The organism is Rhodococcoides corynebacterioides (genome assembly GCF_019834675.1).
Taxonomy (GTDB): domain Bacteria; phylum Actinomycetota; class Actinomycetes; order Mycobacteriales; family Mycobacteriaceae; genus Rhodococcoides; species Rhodococcoides corynebacterioides_A.
The window spans coordinates 284563-310800 of the sequence record NZ_JABUBU010000003.1; the positions used below are offsets into that span (position 1 = coordinate 284563).

The 26238-nt window shown below is 71.4% G+C and carries 16 protein-coding genes and 1 pseudogene; 10 read left to right on the top strand and 7 right to left on the bottom strand.

Going from position 1 to position 26238, the window contains the following annotated elements; translation table 11 throughout:
• Positions 1 to 124: 124 nt before the first annotated feature.
• The 4 genes from HQ603_RS07785 (at position 125) to HQ603_RS07800 (ending at position 6842) form a co-directional block, all read left to right on the top strand.
• Positions 125 to 727 carry a histidine phosphatase family protein gene (locus HQ603_RS07785; protein ID WP_222683947.1) on the top strand — a complete coding sequence of 201 codons (603 nt, stop codon included), beginning with the start codon at positions 125 to 127 and terminating at the stop codon, positions 725 to 727.
• 86 nt (positions 728 to 813) lie between these two features.
• Positions 814 to 2370 (top strand): S1C family serine protease, encoded by a 1557-nt coding sequence (locus HQ603_RS07790; protein ID WP_222683948.1) that lies wholly within the window; start codon positions 814 to 816, stop codon positions 2368 to 2370.
• 75 nt (positions 2371 to 2445) lie between these two features.
• A complete protein-coding gene (locus HQ603_RS07795) occupies positions 2446 to 5346 on the top strand; it encodes a BTAD domain-containing putative transcriptional regulator (protein WP_222683949.1) in 2901 nt (966 codons plus the stop codon).
• Between the two features lie 218 nt (positions 5347 to 5564).
• Positions 5565 to 6842 (top strand): MFS transporter, encoded by a 1278-nt coding sequence (locus HQ603_RS07800; protein WP_222683998.1) that lies wholly within the window; start codon positions 5565 to 5567, stop codon positions 6840 to 6842.
• A 1-nt stretch (position 6843) separates the two neighbouring features.
• Here the strand turns inward: HQ603_RS07800 and HQ603_RS07805 are convergent, their stop codons facing one another.
• Positions 6844 to 8610: a DEAD/DEAH box helicase gene (locus tag HQ603_RS07805; RefSeq protein ID WP_222683950.1), complete on the bottom strand. Its 1767-nt coding sequence runs from the start codon at positions 8608 to 8610 to the stop codon at positions 6844 to 6846.
• A gap of 158 nt (positions 8611 to 8768) precedes the next feature.
• Between HQ603_RS07805 and HQ603_RS07810 the strand changes: the two genes are divergently transcribed.
• Together HQ603_RS07810 and HQ603_RS07815 are read left to right on the top strand one after the other, a co-directional pair.
• Positions 8769 to 10556 (top strand): AMP-dependent synthetase/ligase, encoded by a 1788-nt coding sequence (locus tag HQ603_RS07810; protein ID WP_222683951.1) that lies wholly within the window; start codon positions 8769 to 8771, stop codon positions 10554 to 10556.
• A 62-nt stretch (positions 10557 to 10618) separates the two neighbouring features.
• Positions 10619 to 12190 carry a molybdopterin-dependent oxidoreductase gene (locus HQ603_RS07815; protein WP_222683952.1) on the top strand — a complete coding sequence of 524 codons (1572 nt, stop codon included), beginning with the start codon at positions 10619 to 10621 and terminating at the stop codon, positions 12188 to 12190.
• An 85-nt stretch (positions 12191 to 12275) separates the two neighbouring features.
• Here the strand turns inward: HQ603_RS07815 and HQ603_RS07820 are convergent, their stop codons facing one another.
• Positions 12276 to 12908: an alpha/beta hydrolase gene (locus HQ603_RS07820; RefSeq protein ID WP_222683953.1), complete on the bottom strand. Its 633-nt coding sequence runs from the start codon at positions 12906 to 12908 to the stop codon at positions 12276 to 12278.
• Positions 12909 to 13012: 104 nt separating this feature from the next.
• Between HQ603_RS07820 and HQ603_RS07825 the strand changes: the two genes are divergently transcribed.
• The gene (locus HQ603_RS07825) at positions 13013 to 14002 is read left to right on the top strand and encodes an alpha/beta hydrolase (protein WP_222683954.1); all 990 of its coding nucleotides are present in this window, start codon (positions 13013 to 13015) and stop codon (positions 14000 to 14002) included.
• A 26-nt stretch (positions 14003 to 14028) separates the two neighbouring features.
• The gene (locus tag HQ603_RS07830; protein WP_222683955.1) at positions 14029 to 17475 is read left to right on the top strand and encodes a TM0106 family RecB-like putative nuclease; all 3447 of its coding nucleotides are present in this window, start codon (positions 14029 to 14031) and stop codon (positions 17473 to 17475) included.
• Here the strand turns inward: HQ603_RS07830 and HQ603_RS07835 are convergent.
• Complete coding sequence (locus HQ603_RS07835; RefSeq protein WP_222683999.1) at positions 17445 to 18578, bottom strand: amino acid deaminase/aldolase; 1134 nt, start codon at positions 18576 to 18578, stop codon at positions 17445 to 17447. The two genes, HQ603_RS07830 and HQ603_RS07835, sit on opposite strands and share 31 nt — an antisense overlap.
• A 5-nt stretch (positions 18579 to 18583) precedes the next feature.
• A complete protein-coding gene (locus tag HQ603_RS07840; RefSeq protein WP_222683956.1) occupies positions 18584 to 19207 on the bottom strand; it encodes a TetR/AcrR family transcriptional regulator in 624 nt (207 codons plus the stop codon).
• Positions 19208 to 19259: 52 nt separating this feature from the next.
• On the opposite strand from HQ603_RS07840, the gene HQ603_RS07845 reads away from it, so the two are divergent.
• Positions 19260 to 20555 (top strand): D-arabinono-1,4-lactone oxidase, encoded by a 1296-nt coding sequence (locus tag HQ603_RS07845; RefSeq protein WP_222683957.1) that lies wholly within the window; start codon positions 19260 to 19262, stop codon positions 20553 to 20555.
• Positions 20556 to 20579: 24 nt separating this feature from the next.
• Here HQ603_RS07845 and HQ603_RS07850 read toward each other — a convergent pair whose 3' ends face one another.
• The 3 genes from HQ603_RS07850 to HQ603_RS07860 form a co-directional block, all read right to left on the bottom strand.
• On the bottom strand, positions 20580 to 22610 hold the full coding sequence (locus HQ603_RS07850) for a DUF222 domain-containing protein (protein ID WP_222683958.1): 2031 nt from the start codon (positions 22608 to 22610) through the stop codon (positions 20580 to 20582).
• A gap of 115 nt (positions 22611 to 22725) precedes the next feature.
• Positions 22726 to 24645: an MDR family MFS transporter gene (locus HQ603_RS07855; RefSeq protein ID WP_371831023.1), complete on the bottom strand. Its 1920-nt coding sequence runs from the start codon at positions 24643 to 24645 to the stop codon at positions 22726 to 22728.
• A 134-nt stretch (positions 24646 to 24779) separates the two neighbouring features.
• The gene (locus HQ603_RS07860; RefSeq protein WP_222683960.1) at positions 24780 to 25259 is read right to left on the bottom strand and encodes a MarR family winged helix-turn-helix transcriptional regulator; all 480 of its coding nucleotides are present in this window, start codon (positions 25257 to 25259) and stop codon (positions 24780 to 24782) included.
• Between the two features lie 200 nt (positions 25260 to 25459).
• On the opposite strand from HQ603_RS07860, the pseudogene HQ603_RS07865 reads away from it, so the two are divergent.
• A pseudogene (locus HQ603_RS07865) lies at positions 25460 to 26238 on the top strand (hypothetical protein); the annotation flags it as partial.

Here is a 26238-nt window from a genome sequence, read left to right on the forward strand (position 1 = left end):
CACAGTCGGCATGTCGTCTGCTCTGCACCGTACTCCCCGGTAACTCCGGGGCGAAGGGGCGGTGACCAGGCAACCCGCCGGTCCGTCCGGACGCTCGGTCCGCCCCCGATACGCTGGGCCGACCATGCCCGAGACCGCGACCGCCGATTCGACCTCGGACCACGTCACGGTCGCCCTGGTCCGCCACGGCGAAACCGACTGGAACCTCGAGGGGCGGCTGCAGGGCTCGTCGGACATCCCGCTGAACGACGAGGGACGACGGCAGGCGCGCGACGCGGGCATCACGCTGTCCGCCGGAACCTGGGACGTGCTGGTGAGTTCGCCGCTGGTGCGCGCGGCGGAGACGGCGGACATCATCGGCCACGTCGTCGGGCTGACGCGCTCGGCGGATCACGACGATCTGGTGGAACGTCGGTTCGGCCACGCCGAGGGGCTCACCGGCTACGAGGCGTGGGCGTACTGGCCGGACGGCCGCTACCCGGGCGGCGAGAGCCGTGCCGACCTGGCCGCGCGGGGTCGACGACGGCTGGATCTGCTCGCCGAGGAGCACCGCGGGCGGTCCGTGATCGCCGTGGCCCACGGCGGCGTCATCCGCGCGATCCTCGAGACGATCATCGGCCATCCGCCGCCGCGGATCTCCAACGCGGGCATCTCCGTCGTCGAGACGGACGGGGGCGGGTGGAGGGTGCGGACGATCGATTCGGTTCCGGTGCGCCGCCGGCGGTAGCCGGCTCGTCGATACGGCCGGCGGTTCTAGACCCCGGGAAGTCGATTCCAAGCGATCTCCAAGTGGGGCCGTGCACGGTCTGCGCCATGACCACACCACGCACCGCCGCCGCGCTGGCCGCCCTCGCCGTCACCACCCTCGCCCTGTCCGCCTGTTCGTTCTCCGTCGGTACCGGGTCCGGGGACGGGGCGGTGTCGTTCGACCGCCTGCAGGAGGCCACGATCCAGCTCGAGGCCCGCGGCTCGTTCGTCTCGCCCGAGGAGGGCGGGTACGAGTCGGCCGGCCGCGGCTCGGGCGTCATCCTGTCCGCGGACGGCTACGCCCTGACCAACAACCACGTCGTCACCGGGGCCGGCACGCTCGACGTGTGGCGCGGCGGCGATCAGTCGACGACGCTGTCGGCCCGCATCGTCGCCTCGTCGGAGTGCATGGACCTGGCGGTGGTGAAGCTCGACGCGGCGGATCTGCCGTTCGTCGGGTTCCACGAGGGGGCCATCGACGTCGCCGACGAGGTCTACGCGGCGGGCTACCCGCTGGGCGATCCGACGTTCACGATGACCAAGGGCATCGTCTCCAAGGCGGACACTCCGGCGGACACCCCGTGGGCGTCGCTGGATCACGTGATCGAGCACGACGCGAAGATCCGGAGCGGCAATTCCGGTGGGCCGCTGGTCGATCCGGAGGGTCGCCTGGTCGGCGTGAACTACGCCGGGAGCGACACCAACGACACCAACCTCGCCATCCACCGCGACGACGTGCGGAAGATCGTCGAGAAGTTGCGGGCCGGGGAGAACGTGCTGAGCATCGGCATCAACGGCGAGGCGCTGGTCGACGAGTCGGGCGAGGGCGCCGGCATCTGGGTGAACTCGGTCGCGTCCGGGTCCGCCGCCGACAAGACCGGCATCCGTCCCGGCGACATCCTCACGTCGATGGAGGGGGTGACCCTGGGCACCGACGGGACGTTGAAGGAGTACTGCGACGTCCTGCAGACCCACGGGACGGACTCGGCGTTGGCCGTCGAGGTCTACCGGCCGGACGAGGGCACCTACCTGCGCGGCCGGGTGAACGGCACGCCGCTCGAGGAGACCACCACCATCTCGAGCAGCGTGGGCACGGCGACCGGAGCCGCGGGCGCCGCCGGCGCGGCGACGACGGTCGACACCACCGGATTCACCACCGTGACCGACGATTCCGGCGTGGTCACCGTCGACGTCCCCGCCGAGTGGAACCAGGTGGACGGCACCCAGTTCGAGGACGACCGCGGCAACCGGTACTACGGCGTCGAGGCGTCGAGCGATCTGGCGACCTACCAGGGCGGCTGGGGCGCCGTCGGCGCCTCGGTGCTCGCGTCGGACACCGCGGTGACCACGTCGTCCCCGGACGATCTGCTGACCTGGGCCGGGAAGTCCCTGCCCGAGTCCGGCTGCACGTCGACGGGCCGCCGGCCCTACTCCGACGCGCTGCACACCGGCACGTTCGAGGTGTGGGAGAACTGCGGCCCGGAGAAGGCGAAGTACATGCTGGTCGGGGCCGCTGCCGACAGCGGTGAGTACCTGGTGCTCGTCGCGGTGCAGGCCAACTCCGCCGAGGACGTCGCCGCGGCGGACCGCGTGGTCAACTCGTTCGCGGTGGACATGACCTGACCTGCGGTTCCCCGGACACGAACCGGGGACCACGGTTCGACTGGCGCCGCGCCGGAAGAGTTCTACTATTCCGGCGTGGCGCCCGTTTCCGTCTCCGGCACTCCCCCGGTTCTGGTGCGGGTCCTCGGCGCCATGACCGCGGAGGTCGACGGCGTTCCGGTGGCCCTCGGCGGCCCCCGCCCCCGCGCCGTGCTCGCCCGCCTCGCCGTCGCCGACGGCCGCATGGTGACCGACGACGCGATCATCGAGGACGTGTGGGGCGACGACGCCCCGCGCACCGCCCTGCTGACGCTGCAGGGCTACGTCTCGTCGCTGCGCAAGGCACTGGACCCGGCGACGGCGCGCACCGGACTCGGCGCCCGCGTCGTCGTCCGCGACGGACCCGGCTACGCACTGCGCCTGCCGCCCGAGGGCCTGGACGCAGCCGTCTTCACGACCCTGGCCGCCGAGGCCCGGAGCGCGCTGGGCCGTGGAGAGGCCGAGGCGGCGGCCCGGCTGCTCGACGACGCGCTCGCGCTGTGGCGCGGTCCGGCCTACGTGGACTGCCTCGATCGGGACTTCGCGTCACCCGAGATCGCCCGGCTGACCGCACTACGGCACGGCGCCACCGAGGATCGGACCGCCGCCGCCCTGGCCCTCGGCGACCACGCCCGCGCCGTGGCGATGGCCGAGGCCCACACGCGCGAGCACCCCCTGCGGGAGCGGGGGTGGGCGTTGTGGGCGGCGGCCCTCTACCGATCGGGACGTCAGGGCGACGCGTCCGCCGCGCTGCTCGCCGCGCGGCGCACGCTGGCCGACGAGCTGGGCGCCGATCCGGGTCCCGAGCTGCTCGCCCTCCAGGACGCCGTCCTGCGTCGGGACGACGCCGGTGTCGCCGCCGTCCTGCCGGCCCCGGCCGCGGCGCCGCTCGCGCGTCGGCAGCGGCGCGTTCCGGTGCCCCTGACCCCGACCGTCGGCCGGGAGGACGACGTCCGGGCGGTCGCCGACGCGCTGCGCGACCACCGTTCCGTGACGCTGACCGGGCCGGGCGGGATGGGCAAGACGCGCCTCGCCCTCGAGGTGGCGGGGCGACGCGACGACCCGGACGGGCCGTGGTTCGTCGAACTCGCCGGGCTGCCCGTGCGTTCGGCCGCGGGCGGAGCGGAGTCGACCGCAGCGGAGGCGGACCCGGCCGGCGCCGTCGCCACCGCACTGGGCGTGACCAGCGGGCGCGGCGTGGACGCGTTGGTCGCGGTGCTCGCCGACCGCCGGGCCCTGCTGGTGTTCGACAACTGCGAGCACGTCGTCGATTCCGTGGCGCTGCTGGTGACGGAGATCCTGCGCTCGTGCCCCGGCATGTCCGTGCTGGCGACCAGTCGGGTCAGCCTGGGAACGCCGGGCGAATTCGTCCACGAGACACCGCCTCTCGCCACCGCCGACGACGGACCCGCGGTGGAGCTGTTCCTCGCCCGCGCCTCCGACGCGACCGGTGGCGCGGCGGCCACCGAGGACGACCGGCTCGCCGCCGCGCGGCTCTGCGAGGGGCTGGACGGGATGCCGTTGGCCATCGAACTCGCTGCGGCGCAGGCCCGTACGCTGTCGGTCCGGCAGCTGCTCGACCACCTGGACGACCGACTCGCCGTGCTGCGGGGCGGCTCGCGCGCGAATCCCCGGCACGCCACGATGGCCGCGGCGGTCGAGTGGTCCTACCGCTCCCTCACCGACGGCGAGAAGCTGCTGTTCACCGAGCTCGGCATCTTCGAGGGTGGATTCGATCTGGACGCGGTCACCGCCGTGGTCGACCGGCGCGGCGCGGTGCTCGATCTCGCTCCGCTGGTGGAGAAGTCGTTGATCAAGGCCCTCGGCGGTCACCCCCGCCGGTACCGCATGCTCGAGACCCTGCGCAGCTACGCCGCCTCGGTGCGGGACGACGATGTCACCGCGCGGGTCCGGCGTCGGCACGTGCAGTGGGTGACCGACCTCGCCGACACCGCGTACCTCGAACTGCGCGGCCCGCGTGCGGCGCAGTGGATGGACCGCCTGGACCGGGAGATGCCGAACGTGCGGGCGGCCTTCGAGCACTGCGCGGACGACCTCGAGACCCACCTGCACATCGCGGGCGGCCTCTACTGGTTCTGGTACCGCCGGGGCAACGTCGCGGAGGGCCTGCGCTACCTCGAACCGGCGATGAAGGCCCGCGATCTGCCCGCCGCGGTGACGGCACGCGCCGTCGCCGGGCTCACCATCACCCGCTATCTGGCCGGGGACATCGCCGGGCTCATGGAGTCGTTCGGCCGCCTCGCCGAGATCGAGCCCGCGACCGTCGGGGATCCGGTGCCCCGCACCGACGCCCTGGTGGCGCTGGCGTACTTCGAGGCGGGGGCCGGACTGGTCGAGCCCGCCCTGGCGCACGCCGCCGAGGCCGTCGCGCTGGCCGAAGATCTCGGGGTGCCGTCGTCCGCCGCCGAGGCGACGATGAGCGCCGGCACGGCGTGGTTCCGGGCGGGCGACCTCGATCGGGCCCACGAGTTCCTCCGCCGCGCCGTCGACGTGGCGGCGACGTCGGGGTACCGCTGGTGCGAGGCGTCGTCGCTGTGGTTGGACGCCAAGGTCTCCCTCGCCGAACACGACGACGCCGGCGCCGTGGCGTCGCTGCTGCGGATGCTCGACGCGTGCGAGGAGGCCGCGGACACGACGTCGACGATGGTGGGGCTCATGACCCTGGCGTACGCCCTGGTCCGCCGCGGCCACGTCGAGGACGCGGCGCTGTTGCGCGCCGTCGTCGACCTCCGGAGCGAGTCCATCGGATACTGGCCCGCGGCGATGGATCCGGTCGATCTCGGTCCCTACGTCGCCGAACTGACGGCGTCGATCCCCGCCGACACGGCCGCCGCCGCGACCGCCGCCGCCCGCGCTGCGGCGGACACGAGGGCGGGCAGCGCGGGCACGAACGGGGAATCGAACCTCGTCGAGGCCGTTCTGCAGCGCTGCAGGTGAGAGCGTCGGCGCTCGGGCGTGCGGGTCACGATGGCGTAACGAAGGCGACCCCTGCTGCTCTCGATGCCACGATTCCGACCCCGGTTGGGTAGGCACGGTGGGTGACTTCTCCGGAAACGACCCCTGACCGAAGTCCTCGACCGGGCGGTCCCGACCACCCCGGCAGTCCCCACGACCCACCCGCCGGCGTGCTGCGCCGCGCCATCGGCGCGTCCGCGATGGGCAACGCCACCGAGTGGTTCGACTACGGCGTCTACGCCTACACCGCCACCTACATCTCCCGCGCGTTCTTCCCCGAGGACCTCGAGTCCGCGACCCTGTTCACCCTCGGCATCTTCGCGATCTCGTTCCTGGTGCGCCCCCTCGGCGGCCTGGTGTGGGGTCCGCTGGGCGACCGCCTCGGCCGCAAACACGTGCTGGCGCTGACCATCGTGCTCATGGGCACCGCCACGTTCCTCATCGGCGTGATCCCGAGTTACGCGTCGATCGGCTTCTGGGCGCCCGTGCTGCTGGTGATCCTGCGCATGATCCAGGGCTTCTCCACCGGCGGCGAGTACGGCGGCGCGGCGACGTTCATGGCCGAGTACTCCCCCGACCGCAAGCGCGGATTCTTCGGCAGCTTCCTGGAATTCGGCACGCTCGGCGGATTCTCGCTGGGCGCCCTCGTCGTCCTCGCCGTCGATCTCGCGTCGACCGACGCGTTCATGGACACGTGGGGATGGCGACTGCCGTTCTTCGTCGCCGGCCCGCTGGCCCTGATCGGCCTCTACATGCGCTCCAAGCTCGAGGACACGCCCGTGTTCCGCGAACTGGAGGAGTCGAACGAGGTCGAGCACGAGACCCGGACGCAGTTCCGCGAGCTGATCGCGCAGTACTGGCGACCGATCCTCACCCTCATGGGCCTGGTGGTGGCGCTCAACGTCTGCAACTACACCCTGCTGAGCTACATGCCGACGTACCTGGAGCAGCGCATCGGGTTGACCAGCACGTCGTCGCTGTTCCTGGTGGTGATCGGTCAGCTCGCCATGATGGCGGTGATCCCGTTCGCCGGGGCGCTGTCCGACAAGGTCGGCCGCAAGCCGCTCTGGCTGGTCTCGATGGTCGGCCTGTTCGTCTTCGCCATCCCGATGTACCTGCTGATGAGCGTGAACTTCGCCTGGGCGATCGTCGCGTTCACCGTGCTCGGGCTGCTGTACGTGCTGCAGCTGTCGACCATCTCGGCGACGTTCCCGGCCATGTTCCCCACCCACGTGCGGTTCGCCGGCTTCGCCATCGCCTACAACGTGTCGACGTCGCTCTTCGGCGGCACGGCCCCCGCCGCCAACGAGTGGTTGGTCGAGCGCACGGGCAACGACCTGGTGCCCGCGTTCTACATGATGGGCGCGTGCGTCGTCGGGCTGATCGCCCTGCTCTTCGTCGCCGAGACGGCGGGCGCGTCGCTGCGCGGCCGCGCCGTCCCGGGAGTGGACACCGACGCCCACCCCACCGCCCGCTAGGTCACCGCCGACGCGGACCCGTGTCCCGCTGCAGCTGAATCAACTGCCCGCTGATCCTGGTGCGGCGCAACGCTTCCAGCGTTTCGTCCGCCAGGTCGGCGGGCAGTTCGACCAGGCTGTGGTCGGGGCGAATGCTGATGTGCCCGAAGTCGCTGCGGCGCAGACCGCCCTCGTTGGCGATGGCGCCGACGATCGCGCCGGGCACCACCTTGTGCCGCTTGCCGACGCTGATGCGGTAGACCGCCATGTCCTGATCGGTCCGGCGCGACTTGCGCACCGGCGGCGCGCCTCGGTCGTCGAACGTCCGCTCGGGGCGTTCGCGCTTCTCCCGCGGCGCCGGGGGCGGCTCGGGCGCCATGAGGAACGCCTCGCCGTCGCGGGACTGCGTGGCCAGCGCCGCGGCGATGTCGGCCAACGGCACATCGTGCTCGCGCTCGTAGTCCTCGATGAGACGACGGAACAGATGCAGGGACGGCGACTGCAGCGACGTCGTGATCGAGTCGGCGAACTTGGCGACGCGCTGCGCGTTGACGTCGTCGACGCTCGGCAGCTGCATCTCGGTGATCGGCTGGCGCGTGGCCTTCTCGATCGCCCGGAGCAGGTGGCGCTCGCGCGGCGCGACGAAGAGCAGCGCCTGGCCCGTGCGGCCGGCGCGGCCGGTGCGGCCGATGCGGTGGACGTACGACTCGGTGTCGTGCGGGATGTCGTAGTTGACGACGTGCGAGATGCGGTCGACGTCGAGCCCGCGCGCGGCGACGTCGGTGGCGACGAGTACGTCGAGGGCGCCGCTCTTGAGCTGGCCGATGGTCCGCTCGCGCTGCGCCTGCACGATGTCGCCGTTGATCGCGGCCGCCGAGAACCCGCGCGCCCGCAGCTTCTCGGCGAGGTCCTCCGTCGCCTGCTTGGTGCGGACGAAGATGATCATCGACTCGAAGTCCTCGACCTCGAAGATGCGCGTGAGGGCGTCGAGCTTGCGCTGGTGCGCCACCTGCACGTACCGCTGCGTGATGTTCGGCGCGGTGGAGGTCGCGGTCTTCACCGTGATCTCGACCGGATCGTGCATGTACTGCTTGCTCATCTTGCGGATCGAGCTCGGCATGGTGGCCGAGAACAGCGCGACCTGCTTGTACTCCGGGGTGTCGGCGAGGATGCGCTCGACGTCCTCCTGGAAGCCCATCTTGAGCATCTCGTCGGCCTCGTCGAGCACCAGGTACTCGAGGTGCGAGAGGTCCAGCGCGCCCTTCTCCAGGTGGTCGATGACGCGGCCCGGGGTGCCGACGATGATCTGCGCGCCTCGCCGCAGACCGGACAGCTGCACGCCGTACGCCTGGCCGCCGTAGATCGGCAGGATGTGCAGGCCCGGGATCTTGGCGGCGTACTTGCCGAACGCCTCGGCCACCTGCAGCGCCAGCTCGCGCGTCGGGGCGAGGACGAGCGCCTGCGGAACGCGGTTGGCGACGTCGAGACGCGAGAGGATGGGGACCGCGAACGCCGCCGTCTTGCCCGTGCCGGTCTGCGCGAGTCCGACGACGTCCTTGCCCGCCATCAACGGCGGGATGGTGGCCGCCTGGATGGGCGACGGACTCTCGTAGCCGACGTCGGAGAGGGCCGCGAGGACGCGATCGTCGATGCCGAGATCGGCGAACGTCTGCTCGGGGGCCGCGTCGGGGGAGGTCTCGCCGGACGTCTCCCGGGCAGCCTCGGGGGGAGTCTCGGACGCGGTCGACGCCGGGCGATCGCCGGTGGATTCACCGTCGGAAGTGCTCATGTGCACCAGAGTCTAGTCCCGATCGACCGACGTCGCCCCCACCCGGCAGCGCGTCGGCCGGATTCGGACAAACGGGATAGCGGGGGAACCCCCCGCTTCCGTCGCACCTGTGATCCAATACACAGCACATCTGGTGCTACTGGAAGGTAATCACGACCGTGCGCGAATATTCCGTCCCCGCGTCCTACACCGTTCCCGACGACGTCTCCATGGCCGACAGCGTCTTCAGGTACGCGCAGGACACCCCGAGCTGGGTTCCGTTCCAGCGCCGGAGCGGCTCCGCGTTCGTCGACGTCACCGCCGCGCAGTTCGCGGACGAGGTCGCCGCCGTGGCGAAGGGCCTCATGGCGTCCGGCATCGAGTTCGGCGACCGCGTCGCCATTCTGTCGGCGACCCGGTACGAGTGGGTCGTCCTGGACTACGCCGTCTGGACCGCCGGCGCCTGCACCGTGTCGATCTACGAGACCTCGGCCGCCGATCAGGCGTCGTGGATTCTCGAGGACTCGGCGACCAAGCTGCTGATCGTCGAGACCAACGATCACCGTGAGCGCGTCAAGGAGGTCACCGAGCAGGCCGAGGCGCTGCGCGAGACGCTGGTGATCGACGGCGGCGCGCTGGACGAGCTGGTCACCCGCGGCCGATCGGTCTCCGACGAGGATCTGCACGCCCGCCGCACGCAGGTGGGGGCGTCGTCCGCCGCCACCCTGATCTACACCTCCGGCACCACGGGCCGCCCGAAGGGTGTGCAGCTCACCCACGGCAACTTCTACGCCGAGACCTCGGCGACGCAGGTGGCCCTGCACGATCAGATGACCGAGGGCAAGCGCACCCTGCTGTTCCTGCCGATGGCGCACGTGTTCGCCCGCGCCGTGTCGTTCGGCGCCTTCGAGGCGAAGGTGACCGTCGCCCACACCGCGGACACGACGACACTCGTGGAGCAGTTCGCCGAGTTCCAGCCGGACTTCATTCTCTCGGTGCCGCGCGTGTTCGAGAAGGTCTACAACTCGGCCAAGCAGAAGGCGCACGACGGCGGCAAGGGCAAGATCTTCGACCAGGCCGCCGACGTGGCGATCGAGTGGAGCAAGGCTCAGGACACGGGCGGCGCCGGGCTGGTCCTCAAGGCCAAGCACGCCCTGTTCGACAAGCTGGTCTACTCCAAGCTCCGTGCGGCGCTGGGCGGGAAGTGCCAGAGCGCGCTGTCCGGCGGCGGACCCCTCGGCGCCCGCCTCGGACACTTCTTCCGCGGCATCGGCGTGCCGGTCCGCGAGGGCTACGGGCTGACCGAGACCAGCGCAGCCGTCACCGTCAATACCACCGACAAGCAGCGCATCGGCTCGGTGGGCCGCCCGCTCGAGGGCCATGCCGTGCAGATCGCCGAGGACGGCGAGGTGCTGGTCAAGGGACCCGTCGTGTTCTCCGGGTACTGGCACAACGACAAGGCCACCGAGGAGTCCATCCGCGACGGCTGGTTCCACACCGGCGACCTCGGCTCGCTCGACGAGGAGGGCTTCCTGTCGATCACCGGCCGCAAGAAGGAGATCATCGTGACCGCCGGCGGCAAGAACGTCGCCCCCGCCGGACTCGAGGACTCCATCCGCTCGCACCCGCTGGTCAGCCAGTGCCTGGTGGTGGGCGACGCCAAGCCGTTCATCGGCGCGCTGATCACCCTCGACCCGGAGGCCCTGCCGGGCTGGTTGGAGCGGCACGGACTGGACAAGGACACCCCGGCGTCCGAGCTGACCACCAACAGCGATCTGGTCGCGGAGATCGACGAGGCGGTCGCGGCGGCCAACTCCAAGGTCTCCAATGCCGAGCAGATCAAGAAGTACACGATCCTGCCCGGCGACTTCACCATCGAATCCGGTGAACTCACCCCGACGATGAAGCTCAAGCGCAACGTCATTCTCGAATCGCACGCCAAGGAAGTCTCCGATATCTACGGCTGACCCCGGATGGGCCTCGGGGCCGTTCCGCCAAGCCGTTCCACGAACGGCCCCGAATACCGCACATGACCACCTCGCCCACCGTCGACACCCCGCCGGACGACGCCCGCACCCGCATCCACCCGTTCTCCCGGATGCTCGCGGGCGTGATTTCCGCCGGTGTGGTGCTGGCAGTGGGCGAAGTGCTGTCGCTGGCCTTCTCCCCCGCGTCGTCACCGTTCCTCGCCGTCGGATCGACGACGGTGGACCGCACCCCCGCGTGGGCACGCGAGTTCGCGATCGACACCTTCGGCACCAACGACAAGGTGGCGCTCTTCGTCGGCATGAGCGTGCTGATCGTCGTGATCTCCGCGCTCGCCGGGCTGCTCGAACGGCCCGCGCGACCGATCGGATCGGTGATCCTCGCCGTCCTCGGCGCGGTAGGCGTGTTCGCCGTGACCCAGCGCCCCACCGCCGACACCACCGACGTGATTCCCACCGTGGTCGGGGTGATCGTCGGCATCGTGGTGCTGCGCCTGCTGACGCGCGCACTGGTGCCGCCGCCGGGTCGCCCCGACGGCGCCATGCCGCGTCGGCGGTTCCTCGTCCTCGCCGGCGCTGCGGCGGCCGTGGCCGTGGCGGCCGGTGCCGTGGGCCGCTACGTCGGGGAGCGGGCCGCCGGACTCGCCGAGGACATGCGGAACTTCCGCATTCCGACGGTGCCCGCCGGAAACGCCGCCCTCGCCATTCCTGCCGGCACGGACATCGGCGTCGACGGCGCCACGCCGTTCGTCACCCCGAACGACACGTTCTATCGCATCGACACCGCTCTGTCGGTGCCGCAGTTGACCACCGAGGAATGGCAGTTGCGGATCCACGGAATGGTCGATCGGGAGATCACGCTCTCGTGGGACGACCTGATGGCCCGCACGCCGATGGAGCGCGTCATCACGCTGACGTGTGTGTCCAACGAGGTCGGGGGGCCGCTCGCCGGCAACGCCACCTGGGTCGGATTCCCCATCGCGGACATCCTCGAGGAGGCCGGCGTCCAGGCCGACGCCGACATGCTGCTCTCCACCTCCGTCGACGGCATGACCATCGGCACCCCCGTCGAGGCGCTGCGCGACGGCCGCGACGCCATGCTGGCGGTGTCGATGAACGGACAGCCGCTCCCCCTCGAACACGGCTACCCGGTGCGCCAGGTGGTGCCCGGCCTGTACGGCTACGTCTCCGCCACCAAGTGGGTGGTCGACTGGGAGCTCACGCGCTTCGACCGCGCGCAGGCGTACTGGACCGAGCGCGGCTGGGGTGAGCGCGGACCGATCAAGACGGCGTCGCGCATCGACGTGCCCGCGGCGTTCGCCCCAGTGTCCGCCGGCCGCGTCCGCGTCGCCGGCACGGCGTGGGCGCAGCAGGTCGGCATCGAGCGCGTCGAGGTCCGCGTCGACAACGGGCCCTGGCAGGAAGCCACCCTGGCCGAGCAGTACTCCGTGGACACGTGGCGGCAGTGGTTCTGGGACTGGGACGCCACGACCGGCAACCACAACATCCAGGTGCGGGCGACGGACCGGTCCGGCGCCACGCAGACCGAGGAGCGCACCCCGCCGATCCCGGGTGGGTCCACCGGCTGGCACACCCGCACGATCATCGTCAGCTGACGAACGCTGCCGCGTCGACTGTCTCAGGCGACGAACGCTGCCGCGTCGACTGTCTCAGGCGACGAACGCTGCCGCGTCGACTGTCTCAGGCGACGAACGCTGCCGCGTCGTCGGTGACGACGCGGTGGACCTTCTCGTGCAACAGGTCGTGGCCCGCGTCGTCGTACTCGCGCAGCGTCACCGATGTGCCGCGCACGAGGTCGCGGACGCCGTCGATCGGCACCATGCGGTCGTCGACGCCGTGCATCGCCAGCGTGGGGACACGCGCGGCCCGGATCAGCTCGTCGCGCGTGACCAGGCGACTCGGCACGGCGACCAGCACCGCCGCGGTGACCCCGCTGTCGACCCCGCTGTCGACCCCGCTGTCGACCCCGCCCCCGCCGGCCAGCATCCGCACCGCCGTCGCCGAGCCCAGCGAATGCCCCATCACCGCGACGCCGCCGGCGGACTCGCGAACCAGGTCGACGAGCAGACGCGCGTTCTCGGCCAGGGCGTCGAGGTACGACGCGTCGTCCCCGATCTCGCCCTCGGACAGTCCGTGGCCGATGTGGTCGGGTGCGACGACATCGATTCCGTGCGCGGCCATGGCCGCGCCGAATCGGTGGTACTGGCCCGTGTGCTGACCGCGCCCGTGCAGGAACACCAGGTGCGCGCGGGGCTCGTCGGCCGGCCACCGCCGATAGTGGACGCGACCGCGGGATCCCTCGACGAACGGCATGACGCCCATTGTGACGGTTCCCGGGTGGGGCCCGTGACTGTGCTGTGACGGCATCGACGCACGACCGACTCCGCCCGCACCGGAACGTCTGAGACGATCGGACCATGAAGTACGTTTCGCGGCTGCGCCGCCGGGTCGTCACCGAAGTCACCGCCGCCGTCGCCACCGCCCTCGCGCTCTCCGTCGCCGTCGTCCCCACCGCGGCGGCGCAGGACGGCCCCCGCGTCGTCGGCGTGCGTGACCTGTCGCCGACCCATTCGGTGGTGGACGTGTTCTCGCCCGCCATGAACAAGGTGATCTCCAACGACGTGCTGCGGCCCCGCGGCGGAGGGGCCGCCCCGACGCTGTATCTGCTGAACGGCGCACTCGGCAACGAGGACGGTGTGGGGTGGATCAACAACTCCGGCGCGGTCGGGTTCTTCGCCGACAAGGCCGTCAATGTGGTGCTCCCCATCGGCGGACGGCTGTCCTTCTACACCGACTGGCTGGCCGACGACGCGCTGATCGGTCGGAACAAGTGGCAGACCTACCTCACTGCGGAGCTGCCCGCGGTGATGGACCGCCACCTCGGCACCACCCGTCGTAACGCCGTCGCCGGGGTCTCGATGAGCGGCGGACCCGCCCTCGATCTCGCGATCCAGGCGCCCGGTCTCTATCGCGCGGCCGCGTCCCTCAGCGGCTGCCCGGCGTCGTCGCACCCACTGGCGCAGGCCTCGATCTCGGTGATGATCGGCGGCGCGCTCACCAACCCGTTCGCCATGTGGGGCGTCCCCGGCGCGCCGGGATGGACGCAGCACGACCCGTCGCAGAACGCACACCGACTGCGCGGCACCGCGGTCTACGCGGCGTCGGCCTCGGGCATGCCCGGACCGGTGGACGACATCCCCGCGGGCAGCCTCTTCCCGGTGGGCGGCGCGGCCGTCGAGGCGATGGTGAACGTGTGCACCGGCATCTTCGCCGACGCCGTCCGCGCGGCCGGCGTGCCCGCGACGATTTCGATGCGCGATCACGGCTCGCACAGCTGGGCACTGTTCGAGGACGAACTGCGGGACGCGTGGTTCTCCACGATCGCCCCGGCGCTCGGCACCCGCTGACGGACCCTCTTACTACGCTGGCGGTCGTGTTCGTTCTCGACGACGACCTGATCCACAGTGCGGGGGACCTCGCCCTCGCCGCGCGGTGCGAGTTCGCGGTGCTCCGCACTCTCGACGCGCATCTCGGACGGCTCGACGCCGACGCGGTCGCGGGGACGGACGACGCCATGCTCGCGCGGCTGTCCCGGCTGGGTTCGCAGCACGAGGCGCGGCAGTGGGCGGCGTATCGGCGGCAGTTCGGCGACGACGCGATCGCCGTGGAGCGGCCGGGCCGGATGCGGTCGGAGCTCGCGGCCGCCGCGGCGGTCACGCTCGATGCGGCGGCGCGGCGAGCGCCGGTGATCTACCAGGGCACGTTCTTCGGCGACGGCTTTCTCGGATTCGGCGACTTCCTGGTGTACGACGAGGAGGTCGACGCGTACGAGGTGCAGGACACCAAACTGTCCCGGACCGAACGGGTTCCGTCGATCCTGCAGCTCGCGGCGTACGCGGAGGCGCTGACCGCCGCGGGTATCCCGGTGTCGGACACCGCCCGTCTCGTGCTCGGCGACGGCACGCGCACGGCCGTCCACCTTCCCGACGTCCTGCCGGTCCACCGGCGCGCGCGGGCCGAGTTGGTGGCGCTGCTCGATGAGCACCGCACCCAGTTGCTGCCCGCCGACTGGGCCGACGCGGACGTGCGGGCCTGCTTCCGGTGCGAGCACTGCGCGCCCGAGGTCGAGGCAAGCCGGGATCTGCTGCTGGTCGCCGGGATGCGGGTGTCGCAGCGGGCCGCGTTGCTCGCCTCGGACGTCACGACGATCGACGCGCTGGCCGCGTCGTCGGGCCCGGTGCCCGACCTGTCCGCCCGCAGCCTCGCGGGGCTCCGCGACCAGGCGCGCGTGCAGATCCAGCAGGAATCCGCGGGATCGCCCGTCGTCGAGTTCCACACGCCGTCGGCCCTCGGCGCGTTGCCCGCGCCCGACGAGGGCGACATCTTCTTCGACTTCGAGGGCGACCCGCTGCACACCGAGAACGGGTCCACGGACTGGGGGCTGGAGTACCTGTTCGGCGTGCTCGACACCGATCGCGCGTTCCGCCCGCTCTGGGCGCACGACCGCGACGAGGAGCGCGTGGCGTTCGTGGCGTTCGTCGACCACGTGCGGGAACGACGACGGCAGTACCCGGGCATGCACGTGTATCACTATGCGGCGTACGAGAAGTCGGCCCTGCTCCGGCTGGCGGCGCGGCACGGCGTGTACGAGGACGAGGTCGACGACCTGCTGCGCGAGCAGGTGCTGGTGGACCTCTATCCCGTGGTGCGCAGCGCGCTGCGGATCGGGGCCCGCAGCTACAGCATCAAGAAGCTCGAGCCGGCGTACATGTCGGAGGTCCGCGGCGACGTGGCCGATGCGGTCGCGTCGATCACCGAATACGCCCGGTGGCGGGACCTGCGCGATCGCGGCGAGCTCGGCGAGGCCGAGGCGGTGCTGGCGGAGATCGCGGACTACAACCGCTACGACTGCGAGTCGACTCTCGAACTGCGGAACTGGTTGCTGGCGCACGCCGCCGAGGCGGGCGTCACTCCCCGCGGGCCGATCGAGCCGGCACCACCGACCGACGACGACGACTCGCCGAACCCGGCGCGCGATGCCCTGCGCGAGTTCGCCGGACCGATCGGCGACCGCACGCCCGAACGTCAGGGTGCCGCGCTGCTCGCCGCGGCGGTGGACTACCACCGCCGGGAGGAGAAGCCGTTCTGGTGGGCGCACTTCGACCGCCTCTCGTCGCCGGTGGACGAGTGGGCGGACACCCGCGACGTCTTCGTGGTCGAGAGCGTCGAGTCGATGTCGGACTGGGCGAAGCCCACGCCCCGGCACAACGTCCGTCGAACCTCGGTGCTGCGCGGCGAGTTCGGTCCCGGCAGCGCCGTCCGCGGCGCGAAGGTCGCCGTGCTGTATGCGCCCCCGGCGCCGGAGTGGATCAAGCCCGAGCTCCGGGCCAATCCGCAGTACCGGTGGACCGCCACCGGGACCATCGTGGACGTCTCCGCGGACGGCTCCGCCGTGACGCTCGAGGAGTCGATTCCGAAGGGCGCGGACCCGCACGGCCTCGAACCCGTGGCCACCGCGCCCACGCCCGGACCCGCCACGACCACCGTGCGCGCCGCCGTCGCCGCCACGGCGGTCGAGGTCGCCGACGCGCTCCCCGACGTGCCCGAGTCGGCCGTCCTCGACCTGCTCCTACGCCGCCGCCCGCGCACCCGATCCGGTTCCCCGTTGCGCACCGACGACCCCTCCGTCGCCGGGATCACCGCCGCGCTGCTCGACCTCGATCGGTCCTACGCCGCCGTCCAGGGCCCACCCGGAACGGGCAAGACCTACACGGGATCTCGCGTCGTCGCCGCGCTCGTCCGCGACCACGGGTGGCGCGTCGGCGTCGTGGGTCAGTCGCACGCCGTCGTCGAGAACTTCCTCGACGCCGTCGTCGACGCGGGACTCGACGGGACACGCGTCCACAAGAAGCCCGCATCGGACCGGCCGCGCCGGTGGACCGCGTCGGCCAAGGACGTCGACGTCGCCGCGCTCGACGGCGGCTGCGTGGTCGGCGGTACGGCGTGGACGATGACCAACCGCAGGAACATCGAGGAGAACGCGTTCGATCTGCTGGTGATCGACGAGGCCGGCCAGTTCTGTCTGGCGAACACCGTGGCCGTCGGCCGTGCCGCGCGGAACCTCCTCCTGCTCGGCGATCCGCAGCAGCTCCCCCAGGTCAGTCAGGGCAGTCACCCCGAGCCGGTGGACGCCTCGGCCCTCGGCTGGTTGGCCGACGGAGCGGACACGCTCCCGGCGGATCTGGGCTGGTTCCTCGCCACCACCCGACGCATGCATCCCGACGTCTGCCGCGTGGTGTCCGACCTGTCCTACGACGGACGGTTGTACGCGCACGATAGCGTGAACGATCGGTCCCTCGACGGCGTCGCCCCGGGGGTGCACACGACGTTCGTCGATCACGTCGGGAACGCGACGTCGTCGCGCGAGGAGGCCGACGCGGTGGTGCGGCTCGCGCGCTCGGTGATCGGGCGGACGTGGCGGACCGGCGCCGAGTCGCGGCCGCTGGAGTCGGCCGACGTACTGGTGGTGGCCGCGTACAACGCCCAGGTGGCCGTCATTCGGGCGGCACTCGACGCCGCCGGACTCACCGAGACGGCGTGCGGCACGGTGGATCGGTTCCAGGGGCGCGAGGCCGCCGTCGTCATCGTGTCGATGGCGGCGTCGGCGCCGGAGGACGTGCCGCGCGGGATGCCGTTCCTGCTCTCGCGCAACAGGATCAACGTCGCCCTGTCGCGCGGGCAGTGGGTGTCGTACGTGGTGCGCTCACCGGCGCTGACGCACTACCTGCCCGGAACGCCCGTCGAGCTGTCGTTGCTGGGGGCGTTCATGCGGGTCAGCCCGGACCTCGTTCAGCCGAAGGTGCGTCCCTCGCCGCGGTAGGTGGGGACCGCGGTGCGGGTGCTGTTCTCCACCAGATGAACGGTGTCGAACCGCTCGCACACCTCCCCCGCCTTGGCGTGTCGGAACCAGACCCGATCACCTAGTGACGCACCGGATCCCACGATCGGGGTCTGGACCTCGCCCACACCCTCGGTGCGGAGCAGGCGACCCGGACCGACGATGCTCGGCACCCGGGAGCGGCCCGTCGGCCCGGACGCGATGTAGCCACCCGAGAAGGCCGTCGCGATCCGGGACGTGGGTGTGCGCACCACGGGCAACGCGAAGAAGAGTGCGGGAGTGGGGGTGAAGGCGTCGTAGCCGTCGAAGAGGGTGGGCGCGAAGATGCCGGACCCGGCGGTGACCTCGGTGACCGATGGGTCGGCCGCGGACACCTCGAGCGACCCCGTGCCGCCGCTGTTGACGATGCGCAGAGGGCCGACGGCGGCGCGCAGGGCGTCGACCACGGCGGCGCGGCGGTAGGCCAACTCGCCGGCGGAGCGCCGCTTCATCCATCGCACGGCCCGGCCCGAGTCCGGGAGTCCCGCGATCTGCGCCTCGTAGAACATCACGCCCTGGACAGCCATGCCCCGGCGCGACGCGTCGCGTCCGAGCCGGACGACGTCGTCCGGCGTCCGCAACGGGGAGCGTCGGACGCCGATGTGCGCGGGACCCAGGCGGAGCGAGGCGTCGACGTCGAGGCAGACCTGCGGCGGCGACGCCCACGGCCCGACCGACTCGAGCAGGTCGAGGTGAGCGGCGGAGTCGACCATCAGGGTGATGCGCTGTGCGGCAGTGGAATCGGACGCGAGCTGTGCGAGCGCGCCGCGGTCCACGGTGGGATAGCCCATCAGTACGTCGTCGTAGTCCAGCCAGAGTGCCTCGCGCAGGGACCAGGCCATGATCCCGGCGAATCCGGGGGTGGCGAGTGCACGATCCAGAACGGTCCGCACCCGAACGGATTTCGACGCCACTCGGATGGGCGTCCCGCTGGCGCGCCGCACCAGCGCGGCGAGGTTGGCGTCGACGGCGGCCAGGTCGGCGGCGAGGAGGGGCGGATCCAACTCGGCGGTGGCCGCGTTCAGGCGGTCGATGCGGGGGTCGATGGCCGTCATCGCGCCACCGCCCACGCCGCGACGCGGTCGGCCAGGGCATCGAGTTCTATCGCTGCGGAATGGGAGTCGCGATCGACGAGCCAGCGGAGCACGACGCCGTCGAGGGTGGCGAGGATCGACCGGGACATCACGGGCACGGGCACGCTCCAGGTGGTGGCGGTCGCGGCGGCGACGTCGGTCAGGAAGGGGGCGGTGGCGTCGTCCATGGCGCGGTACTGCCGTTCCGCGATGCTGCGGTGCGGTCCGGCGGCGCGGACGGCGTACGCGGTGATCTCGTAGGTCAGGATCTGCCGTTCCGGGGTGCGCTCGATCGCGTCCCACAACGCGCTCAGACCGCGGCGCACGGTGTCGCGGACGGCCGACGGCCCCTCGCCCGCGCGCGGGACCGCGTCGAGCGCGGCGCTCACCGCCTCGCCCAGTTCGGTGATCAGGACGTCCGCCATCGCCCCCACCACGGCGTCCTTGTTGGCGAAGCAGTAGTGCACGATGCCCAGCGAGACGTCGGCGCGCTCCGCGATGCCGCGGACCGTCACGGCGGCGATGCCGTGGTCGACGGCAAGGGCGAGACCGGCGTCGGCGAGTTGTCGACGTCGCTCGTCGGCGGAGAGTCGAGTGGGCACGGAGCGACCCTAGGTCTTGACTTGGACGCCTGTCCAGTATTCGATTCGACGCATGACGACATGGTCGAACTGGGCCGGCAATCAGCACTCGAACCCGCAGCACGTGGCGCATCCCCGCGACCGGGCCGACGTGTGCGACCTGCTGCGACGGGCGCCCGGTCGCGTCAAGGCCGTCGGCGCCGGGCACTCCTTCACCGGCGTCGCCGTCACCGACGGCACCCTCGTGCCGCTCGATCTGCTGACGGGGATCGAGTCGACGCGGCCGGGGCCGGGCGGCACGACGGACGTCACCGTGCGCGCGGGCACCCGCCTCCGCACGCTGTGCGCGTTGCTCGACCAGCGGGGGTTGGCGCTGACCAACATGGGCGACGTCGACGTCCAGTCGGTGGCCGGGGCGATCTCGACCGGAACCCACGGCACCGGTGCGGGATTCAGCGGGCTGGCCGGCCAGGTGGTCGGGGTCAGCCTGGTCCTCGCGGACGGGACGGAACGGACCGTGTCGGAGGGTCCGCTGTTCGAGTGCGCTCGACTCGGCCTGGGCGCGTTCGGCATCCTCACGTCGGTGACCCTGCGGTGCGTGCCGTCGTTCCTGCTGCGCGCCAAGGAGACCCCAGGACGACTCGGCGAGGCACTCGAGCGCTTCCCGCACGACGCCGCCACGATCGACCACCCCGAGTTCTACTGGTTCCCGCACACCGATCGTGTTCTTATCAAACGCAATACGCGCCTCCCGGCCGACTCCGCGACCGACCCGGTGGGTCGAGTTCGGCGGTGGTTCGACGACGAGGTGGTCGCCAACGGCGCGTTCGAGGTGATCAACCGGGTGACCAGCCGCATTCCCGCCGTGATTCCTCGGGTCAATCACGTCTCCGCGGCGGCGTGGTCGGGCCGCACGACGACCGACCGGAGTCACCGCGTCTTCGCCTCGAGTCGCCGGGTGCGATTCCGGGAGAGCGAGTATGCGATTCCCCCGGAGGCGGTGCCCACCGTGGTGCGGGAGGTCGAGTCGTGGATCGCCCGCACCGGCTTCCGTGTGACCTTCCCGATCGAGGTCCGCTGCGCCGCAGCCGACGACGTGTGGCTCTCCACCGCTCACGGGCGCCCCAGCGCATACGTGGCCGTGCACCAGTACCACCGCCGCCCGGACGACGGCTACTTCGCGGCGTTCGAGGCGATCGCGCGCGGCGTCGGCGGTCGACCGCACTGGGGCAAGCTGCACAGCCTGGGCGCCGACGAGCTGCGCCCGCTCTACCCGCGTTACGACGACGCACTCGCCGTCCGCGCGGAGGTCGACCCGACCGGGGTGTTCGACAACGACTACCTCCGGCGGGTCCTTCCCCTCGGCTGACCGGGCATGCCGGGAGTCGCCCCGTCAGAACGGTGGCGGTGCGTCGTCCGGTTCGGGTGGGGCGACGCCGTTGAGGGCGTTGCGGAGTCGGTTGCGATTGCGTTCCTGCCGTCGGCGGGCGTGTTTCTGCTCGGTGCGTGGGGCGGGGCGAGTGGGTTCGGGTTCCGGTGGGTGGTTCTTGCCGGTGGCGGGTGGGTCGCCGAAGACGATCATGTCCAGGCCCGGGTGGGTGTCGAACCCGGTGTAGGCGGGGCCGAGGACGGTGCGGCCCTCCGGGATGGTGAATGTGCGGATGACCCGGCCGGGGTTCTCGGGGTCGGGGTACTGGTCGTCGACGAAGTCGCCGAACGTTTTCAGGAGATGGTGGAACCGGCATTTGGCGCCGAGCCCGCAGGCGGAGGTCTGACCGCCGGCGGCGGGGTTGCGGTGGTCGTATTCGGTGATGTGGTCGAGGTCGCCGTCCCGGGCGGGTTTGTTGCAGCCGGGCCAGGTGCAGTACTGGTCGCGGGCGCGGATGTAGGCGTTCAGCGCCGCGGACGGCCGGTACGGGTCCGCCGGTTGGGTCGCGGGGAGTGGGGTGTCGGTGCCGTCGCCGAGGGGGCGGATGAGGGTGGCGGGGTCGGCGGCGAGGTCGCGGAGGTGGGCGCCGGAGACGATGCCGAGTCCGGCGATGTAGCCGACTCCGTCGACCAGCTCGGGCTCGCGCTCGGACTCGGAACCGGCCTTGACCGCAGCCTCATCGACCGCCGCAGCCTCAGCCGTCGGAGCAGCTTCAGCCGACGTTGCCTCATCCGTCGCAGCGCTCTCGGCTGCGACGTCGTCGGCCGCTGCCCCCTCGACCGCAGCCGCGTCGGTCGAGACCGCCTCCGCCACAACGGCATCAGCCGCCGCAGCCTCGGCTGTAGTCTCCTTGACCGCAACGGCATCGGCCGGAGTCTCCTCGACCGCAACGGCATCCGCCGGAGTCTCCTCGACCGCAACGGCATCGGCCGCAGTCTCCTCGACCACGACCTCCTCGACCGGAGCAACGTCGACCGGAGCCGCGTCGACCGCTGCCTCCTCGCTGGCGACGACCCGGTCTGCGGCAGTCGCGGTCGTGTCGCCGTCCCGAGTCTGTGCCTGCGCTGCCGGCTTTGCCGCAGCGGCGGCGGCGGGTACGGGTCCGGCGAGAGTGGTGGTGTCGGTGACGACGTGAATGACGATGCGTGCTGCGTTGGCCGCGACCTCGTCCGCATCGACCACGGTGAAGGCGCATTCGGGTCGTGCGCAGTCGCACCCGAACGGGGCGTGCTTGACGAGTGCGAACAGCGCGTCCGACGCCCGCGCGGTCTTGGTGCGACTGTCGTGCTTGCAGACTTGTGCGGCGAGGCGCTCGACGACACGGGCGACGATGGCAGCCTGTTCGGCGGACATCGTCGCCCCCACGGTCGCCATTCCGTCGAGTCCGGCCTCGGTGAAGAAGCACCGCCCCTTGAGGGCTTCGTCGCGGCGTTCGCGGACGGCGTCGGGGTCGCGGCGGTAGACCATCTGATCGCACAGATCCCGCACTCGGGCTGTCGACCACGTCCCCGGCTTGCGGAGGGCGGCGGCGATGTCGGCGTCCACCAGTCCCTGATACGGCCGGCCGTGGATGAGTTCGGTGCGGGAGACGATGGTGCGGATGAAATTGGCGGAGACGACCCCGTCGCGTAGGCATTCCGCCACCCGGGGGAGTCGGTCGCGGAGGGCGACGGCGTCGTCGAGGAGGCGTTCGGCGACGTACTGCGATACCGACAGGGTGGTGGCGAGGCGGGCGGCGCACTGGGCGTACGCATCGACGGCCCGTTCGTCGTGGTCCTCTTCGGGCACGACGAGGTCGGTGTGCAGGGCGGCGGCGTGCTGGTAGCGGCGCCACTCCAGATACCCCGCGCCCGCGGCGAGGTCGGCCAGGGCGTCGAGGTGCCCACCGACGGGCAGGTCGAACGAGGCGGACAGACCCATCGCAGCATGGTCACGCGAGGACCAGGCACCTCCCACCTGCGCATCCCCCACCGCCTCGACCCCCCGATCGCTCATGTGTTCGATTGTATCGACCCCCACCGACACGATCCAGCGAACCGACCGCAAACCGGGACAGCAGAACGCCCCGCCCATCCGACACAGGATGGGACGGGGCGTTCCGGACCGGCGATCAGTTGGTGGCGTACCGGCCGGCGTCGTCGGGAACGTGAACGTCGCCGAGAACCCGGGCGATCTGATCCTCGCTCAGTCCCAGGCGCCGCAGACGCTCGCACGCGGCGTCGAAACCGAGCATCTTGGCGTCGAGACGCTGCTGCAGGTCGGCGACCTCGGCGCGCAGCGCCTCCGCCTCCTCGAGGGCCTCGAGCGTCTCCGCGGGCTGCGGGAGAAGCAGCGAGAGCAGGCGGTCGCGGGCGTCGGTGCTCAGTCCGTCGAACGGGGCCTGTCCGGGAGCGGCCTCGTGACGTCCGGCAGGAGCAGAAACCAGAGCCTCGTCCGGCGCGGGACGCACGGTCGTGGCTGTCGGGACCGCCGCGGTTGCGGCCTCCGGCGCACCCTGGACGTCGGGCTGCACGGCGGCCGCGGAGTCCGCTTTGAGGTCGATCGTGGTGCGCAGCGGGCGGTTCGGGATGAACAGCACGGCGAGCACGGTCACCAGGGCGACTGCACCGGCGATGAGGAAGATCCGACCGGTGGCGTCACCGTACGCAGTGCGGATGACCTCGGCGACGGGCGCCGGCAGCGAACCGAAGTCGAGCGACCCACCGCCACTGGACGATCCGGCGGGCACACCGAGTGCGGCGAGACCCGACGCGGAGTTCTCCGCGACGCGGGTGGCCAGCACCGAACCCAGGACGGAGACGCCGATCGCGCCACCGAAGGTGCGGAAGAAGGCGACCGTGGACGACGCGGCACCGATGTTCTGCACCGACACCGTGTTCTGCACGGCGAGCACCAGGTTCTGCATCAGCATGCCGGTACCCAGACCGACGACGGCGATGAAGATGCCGACCAGCCACAGCTCGGTCGCGTGGTCGATGCTGCCGAGGAGGCCGAAGCCGACCACGAGGAGCACCGAACCGGTCACGATGAACGGCTTCCACTTACCGAAGCGCGAGATCAGCTGACCCGAGCCCACCGAGGACACCAGCATGCCGGCGACCAGCGGGATGGTGAGCAGGCCGGCGGCGGTCGGCGAGTAGCCCCGAGCGGTCTGGAAGTACTGCCCCAGGAACGTGGTGGCGCCGAACAGGCCGACACCGACGGCGACCGACGCGATGATCGCGAGCCCGGTGGTGCGCTCGGTGACGATCTTCAGCGGGATGATCGGGCTCTTCACGCGAGCCTCGACGATCACGGTGAGCACCAGCAGGGCCACACCCGCACCGACGTACATCGCGGTCTCGCGGGAGAGCCACTCGTAGTACCCGGCCTTGCCGGCGAACGAGACCCAGATGAGCAGGATCGAGACACCGGCGGTGAGGAGCAGCGCGCCGAGCCAGTCGATGGAGACGTCGTCCTTGCGCTCGGTGGTGATGTGCAGGGTCCGCTGCAGCAGGAACAGCGCGATGACGGCGAGCGGGATGCAGACGAAGAAGCACCAGCGCCACCCGAGCGGGCTGTCGACGATCACGCCGCCGAGGATGGGGCCGCCGGACATCGAGACGGCCATGACGGCGCCCATGTATCCGGAGTACCGGCCGCGCTCACGCGGGGAGACGATGCTGCCGATGATGGCCACGACCAGCGCGGTCAGACCGCCCATACCGATGCCCTGGACCACGCGAGCGGCGAGCAGGATCGGCACGTTGTGGGCGAACCCGGCCATGACCGACCCGGCGACGAAGATCACCAGCGAGGTCTGGACCAGCACCTTCTTGTTGAACAGGTCGGCGAGCTTGCCCCAGATGGGGGTGGACGCCGCGTTGGCGAGCAGGGCCGTCGTGATGACCCAGGCGTACGCCGTCTGCGACCCCTTCAGGTCGCCGATGATGGTGGGCAGCGCCGTCGACACGATGGTGGTGCTGAGCAGCGCGGTGAACAGTCCGGCGAGCAGGCCGACCAGCGCCTCGAGGATCTGGCGGTGGGTCATCGCCTGCGGGTCGGCGGCGGTCCGGTCGACCGTCCGGTCGACCGTCCGGTCGTCGGAGTTCCGTTCCGCTCGGGACGGCGGTGCGTCGTAGGTGGTAGCCATGAGAGTTCTCTCTTCGGTCGTATCTCGGTTAGTCAGTTGCCGGCGAGCACGCGGGCGCCGGGATGGCGGGACTGCGCGTCGACGGTGAAGGTGGTGGTCAACCGGGTGATGGACTCGAGCGCGGCGTGCGCCTCGTCCTCGTCCCAGTCCGCGAGGAGTTCGGACAGCCGCTCCACCCGTTGCGCCTTGATGCGCTCGAGGCAGGCGATCCCCCGATCGGACACCCGAACCCGGGTGGCGCGACCGTCCGCGGGATCGGGCGTCCGGACGACGTGTCCGGCGTCGGTCAGCTCGGCGAGCTGGCGACTGAGCACCGACTGACTCGTGCACATGACGCCCGCGAGTTCCGTCTGACGGCACTCACCGTGCGTCGCGAGCGTGCCGAGCACGCCGACGAGCGCGGGAGCCAGTTCCAGCCGGTCGTCGCTGCGAGCCACGGCGACCCGCAGCGCCCGGCCGAATCGGAACACTTCTTCGACCAGCGATGCAGCGGTGTCGTTGCGCACGGCCACTGCCCTCACCCCTTCCTGATGCTTACTGTCGGCAACTATATAGATAGATGCTGTAGGTAAACAACTGTCAAAGCCCGTGATTCCCGCGACGCACCCCGTCGACCCCCTCGACCCCACCGTCCGCGGATCGACGTTGTGACGTATCCAGAACGCGAGCCCCCGCCGCCTGCGACGCGTCCGCAGTACCTACGGTGAACGACGTGGCCGGGCCGACCCCTCCGCGCGGTTCGTCCGTCGACAGCAGCCCCGGCCGCACCGTGTCCGAGACGGTCCAGTTCACCGTCACCCTCGACGGCAACCATTCACCCGACGTCCCACCCGACGTCCGAGCGATGCTCGCGGACGCGCCCACCGTCGACGCGACGGGCGATCCCAATCCAGTGGCCGTCGTCGCCGTCTTCCTCGACCACGATCGACGGTCCCGGCCGGCGTCGTCCGCGGGCCCGCGCACGTCCGTCATCCGGCTCGACGCGGCCCGCCGCCTCGTCGTGGTGACGACGGATCACGCCGCGGCGGACACGGCGTCGGTCATCCGCGCCCTCACCGGCAGCCACGACCGGGGCGAGCAGGACCGACCGCCCGTCGACACGTCCCCGATCCACCTCGGTACGACGGACGTACGGGCACTGTCCGAGCGCGCCGCGCACCTCGGCGTCACCCCGGTGTCGCTGCTGCAGGCCGTGTGGGCGGTGACCCTCGGACATCCCACGACGGTGTCGACAGCCCGAAGCACGACTCCCCCGACCACCACACGACCCACCACCCAGCCCCCCGAGACCGGCGACGCCTGGCTCTCCGTCGTCGTCGACCACACCGACGCCCTGAACGCGCGGGTGGGGCACCACCGAGACCGGTCGACCGCCCACCACCGCGATCGACTGGTCGCCGCGCTGCTGGACGGCACGGTCCGCTCGGCCCTGCGCCCCGAGGCCCGTCCCGAGCCCGCGCCCCGTCCAGAACCCGCGCCCCGTCCAGAACC

Coding starts and splice junctions, on each gene's coding strand:
- HQ603_RS07785 (WP_222683947.1), top strand. CDS start 125: ATGCCCGAGACCGCGACCGCCGATTCGACCTCGGACCACGTCACGGTC.
- HQ603_RS07790 (WP_222683948.1), top strand. CDS start 814: ATGACCACACCACGCACCGCCGCCGCGCTGGCCGCCCTCGCCGTCACC.
- HQ603_RS07800 (WP_222683998.1), top strand. CDS start 5,565: ATGGGCAACGCCACCGAGTGGTTCGACTACGGCGTCTACGCCTACACC.
- HQ603_RS07805 (WP_222683950.1), bottom strand. CDS start 8,610: ATGAGCACTTCCGACGGTGAATCCACCGGCGATCGCCCGGCGTCGACC.
- HQ603_RS07815 (WP_222683952.1), top strand. CDS start 10,619: ATGACCACCTCGCCCACCGTCGACACCCCGCCGGACGACGCCCGCACC.
- HQ603_RS07820 (WP_222683953.1), bottom strand. CDS start 12,908: ATGCCGTTCGTCGAGGGATCCCGCGGTCGCGTCCACTATCGGCGGTGG.
- HQ603_RS07825 (WP_222683954.1), top strand. CDS start 13,013: ATGAAGTACGTTTCGCGGCTGCGCCGCCGGGTCGTCACCGAAGTCACC.
- HQ603_RS07845 (WP_222683957.1), top strand. CDS start 19,260: ATGACGACATGGTCGAACTGGGCCGGCAATCAGCACTCGAACCCGCAG.
- HQ603_RS07850 (WP_222683958.1), bottom strand. CDS start 22,610: ATGAGCGATCGGGGGGTCGAGGCGGTGGGGGATGCGCAGGTGGGAGGT.
- HQ603_RS07855 (WP_371831023.1), bottom strand. CDS start 24,645: ATGACCCACCGCCAGATCCTCGAGGCGCTGGTCGGCCTGCTCGCCGGA.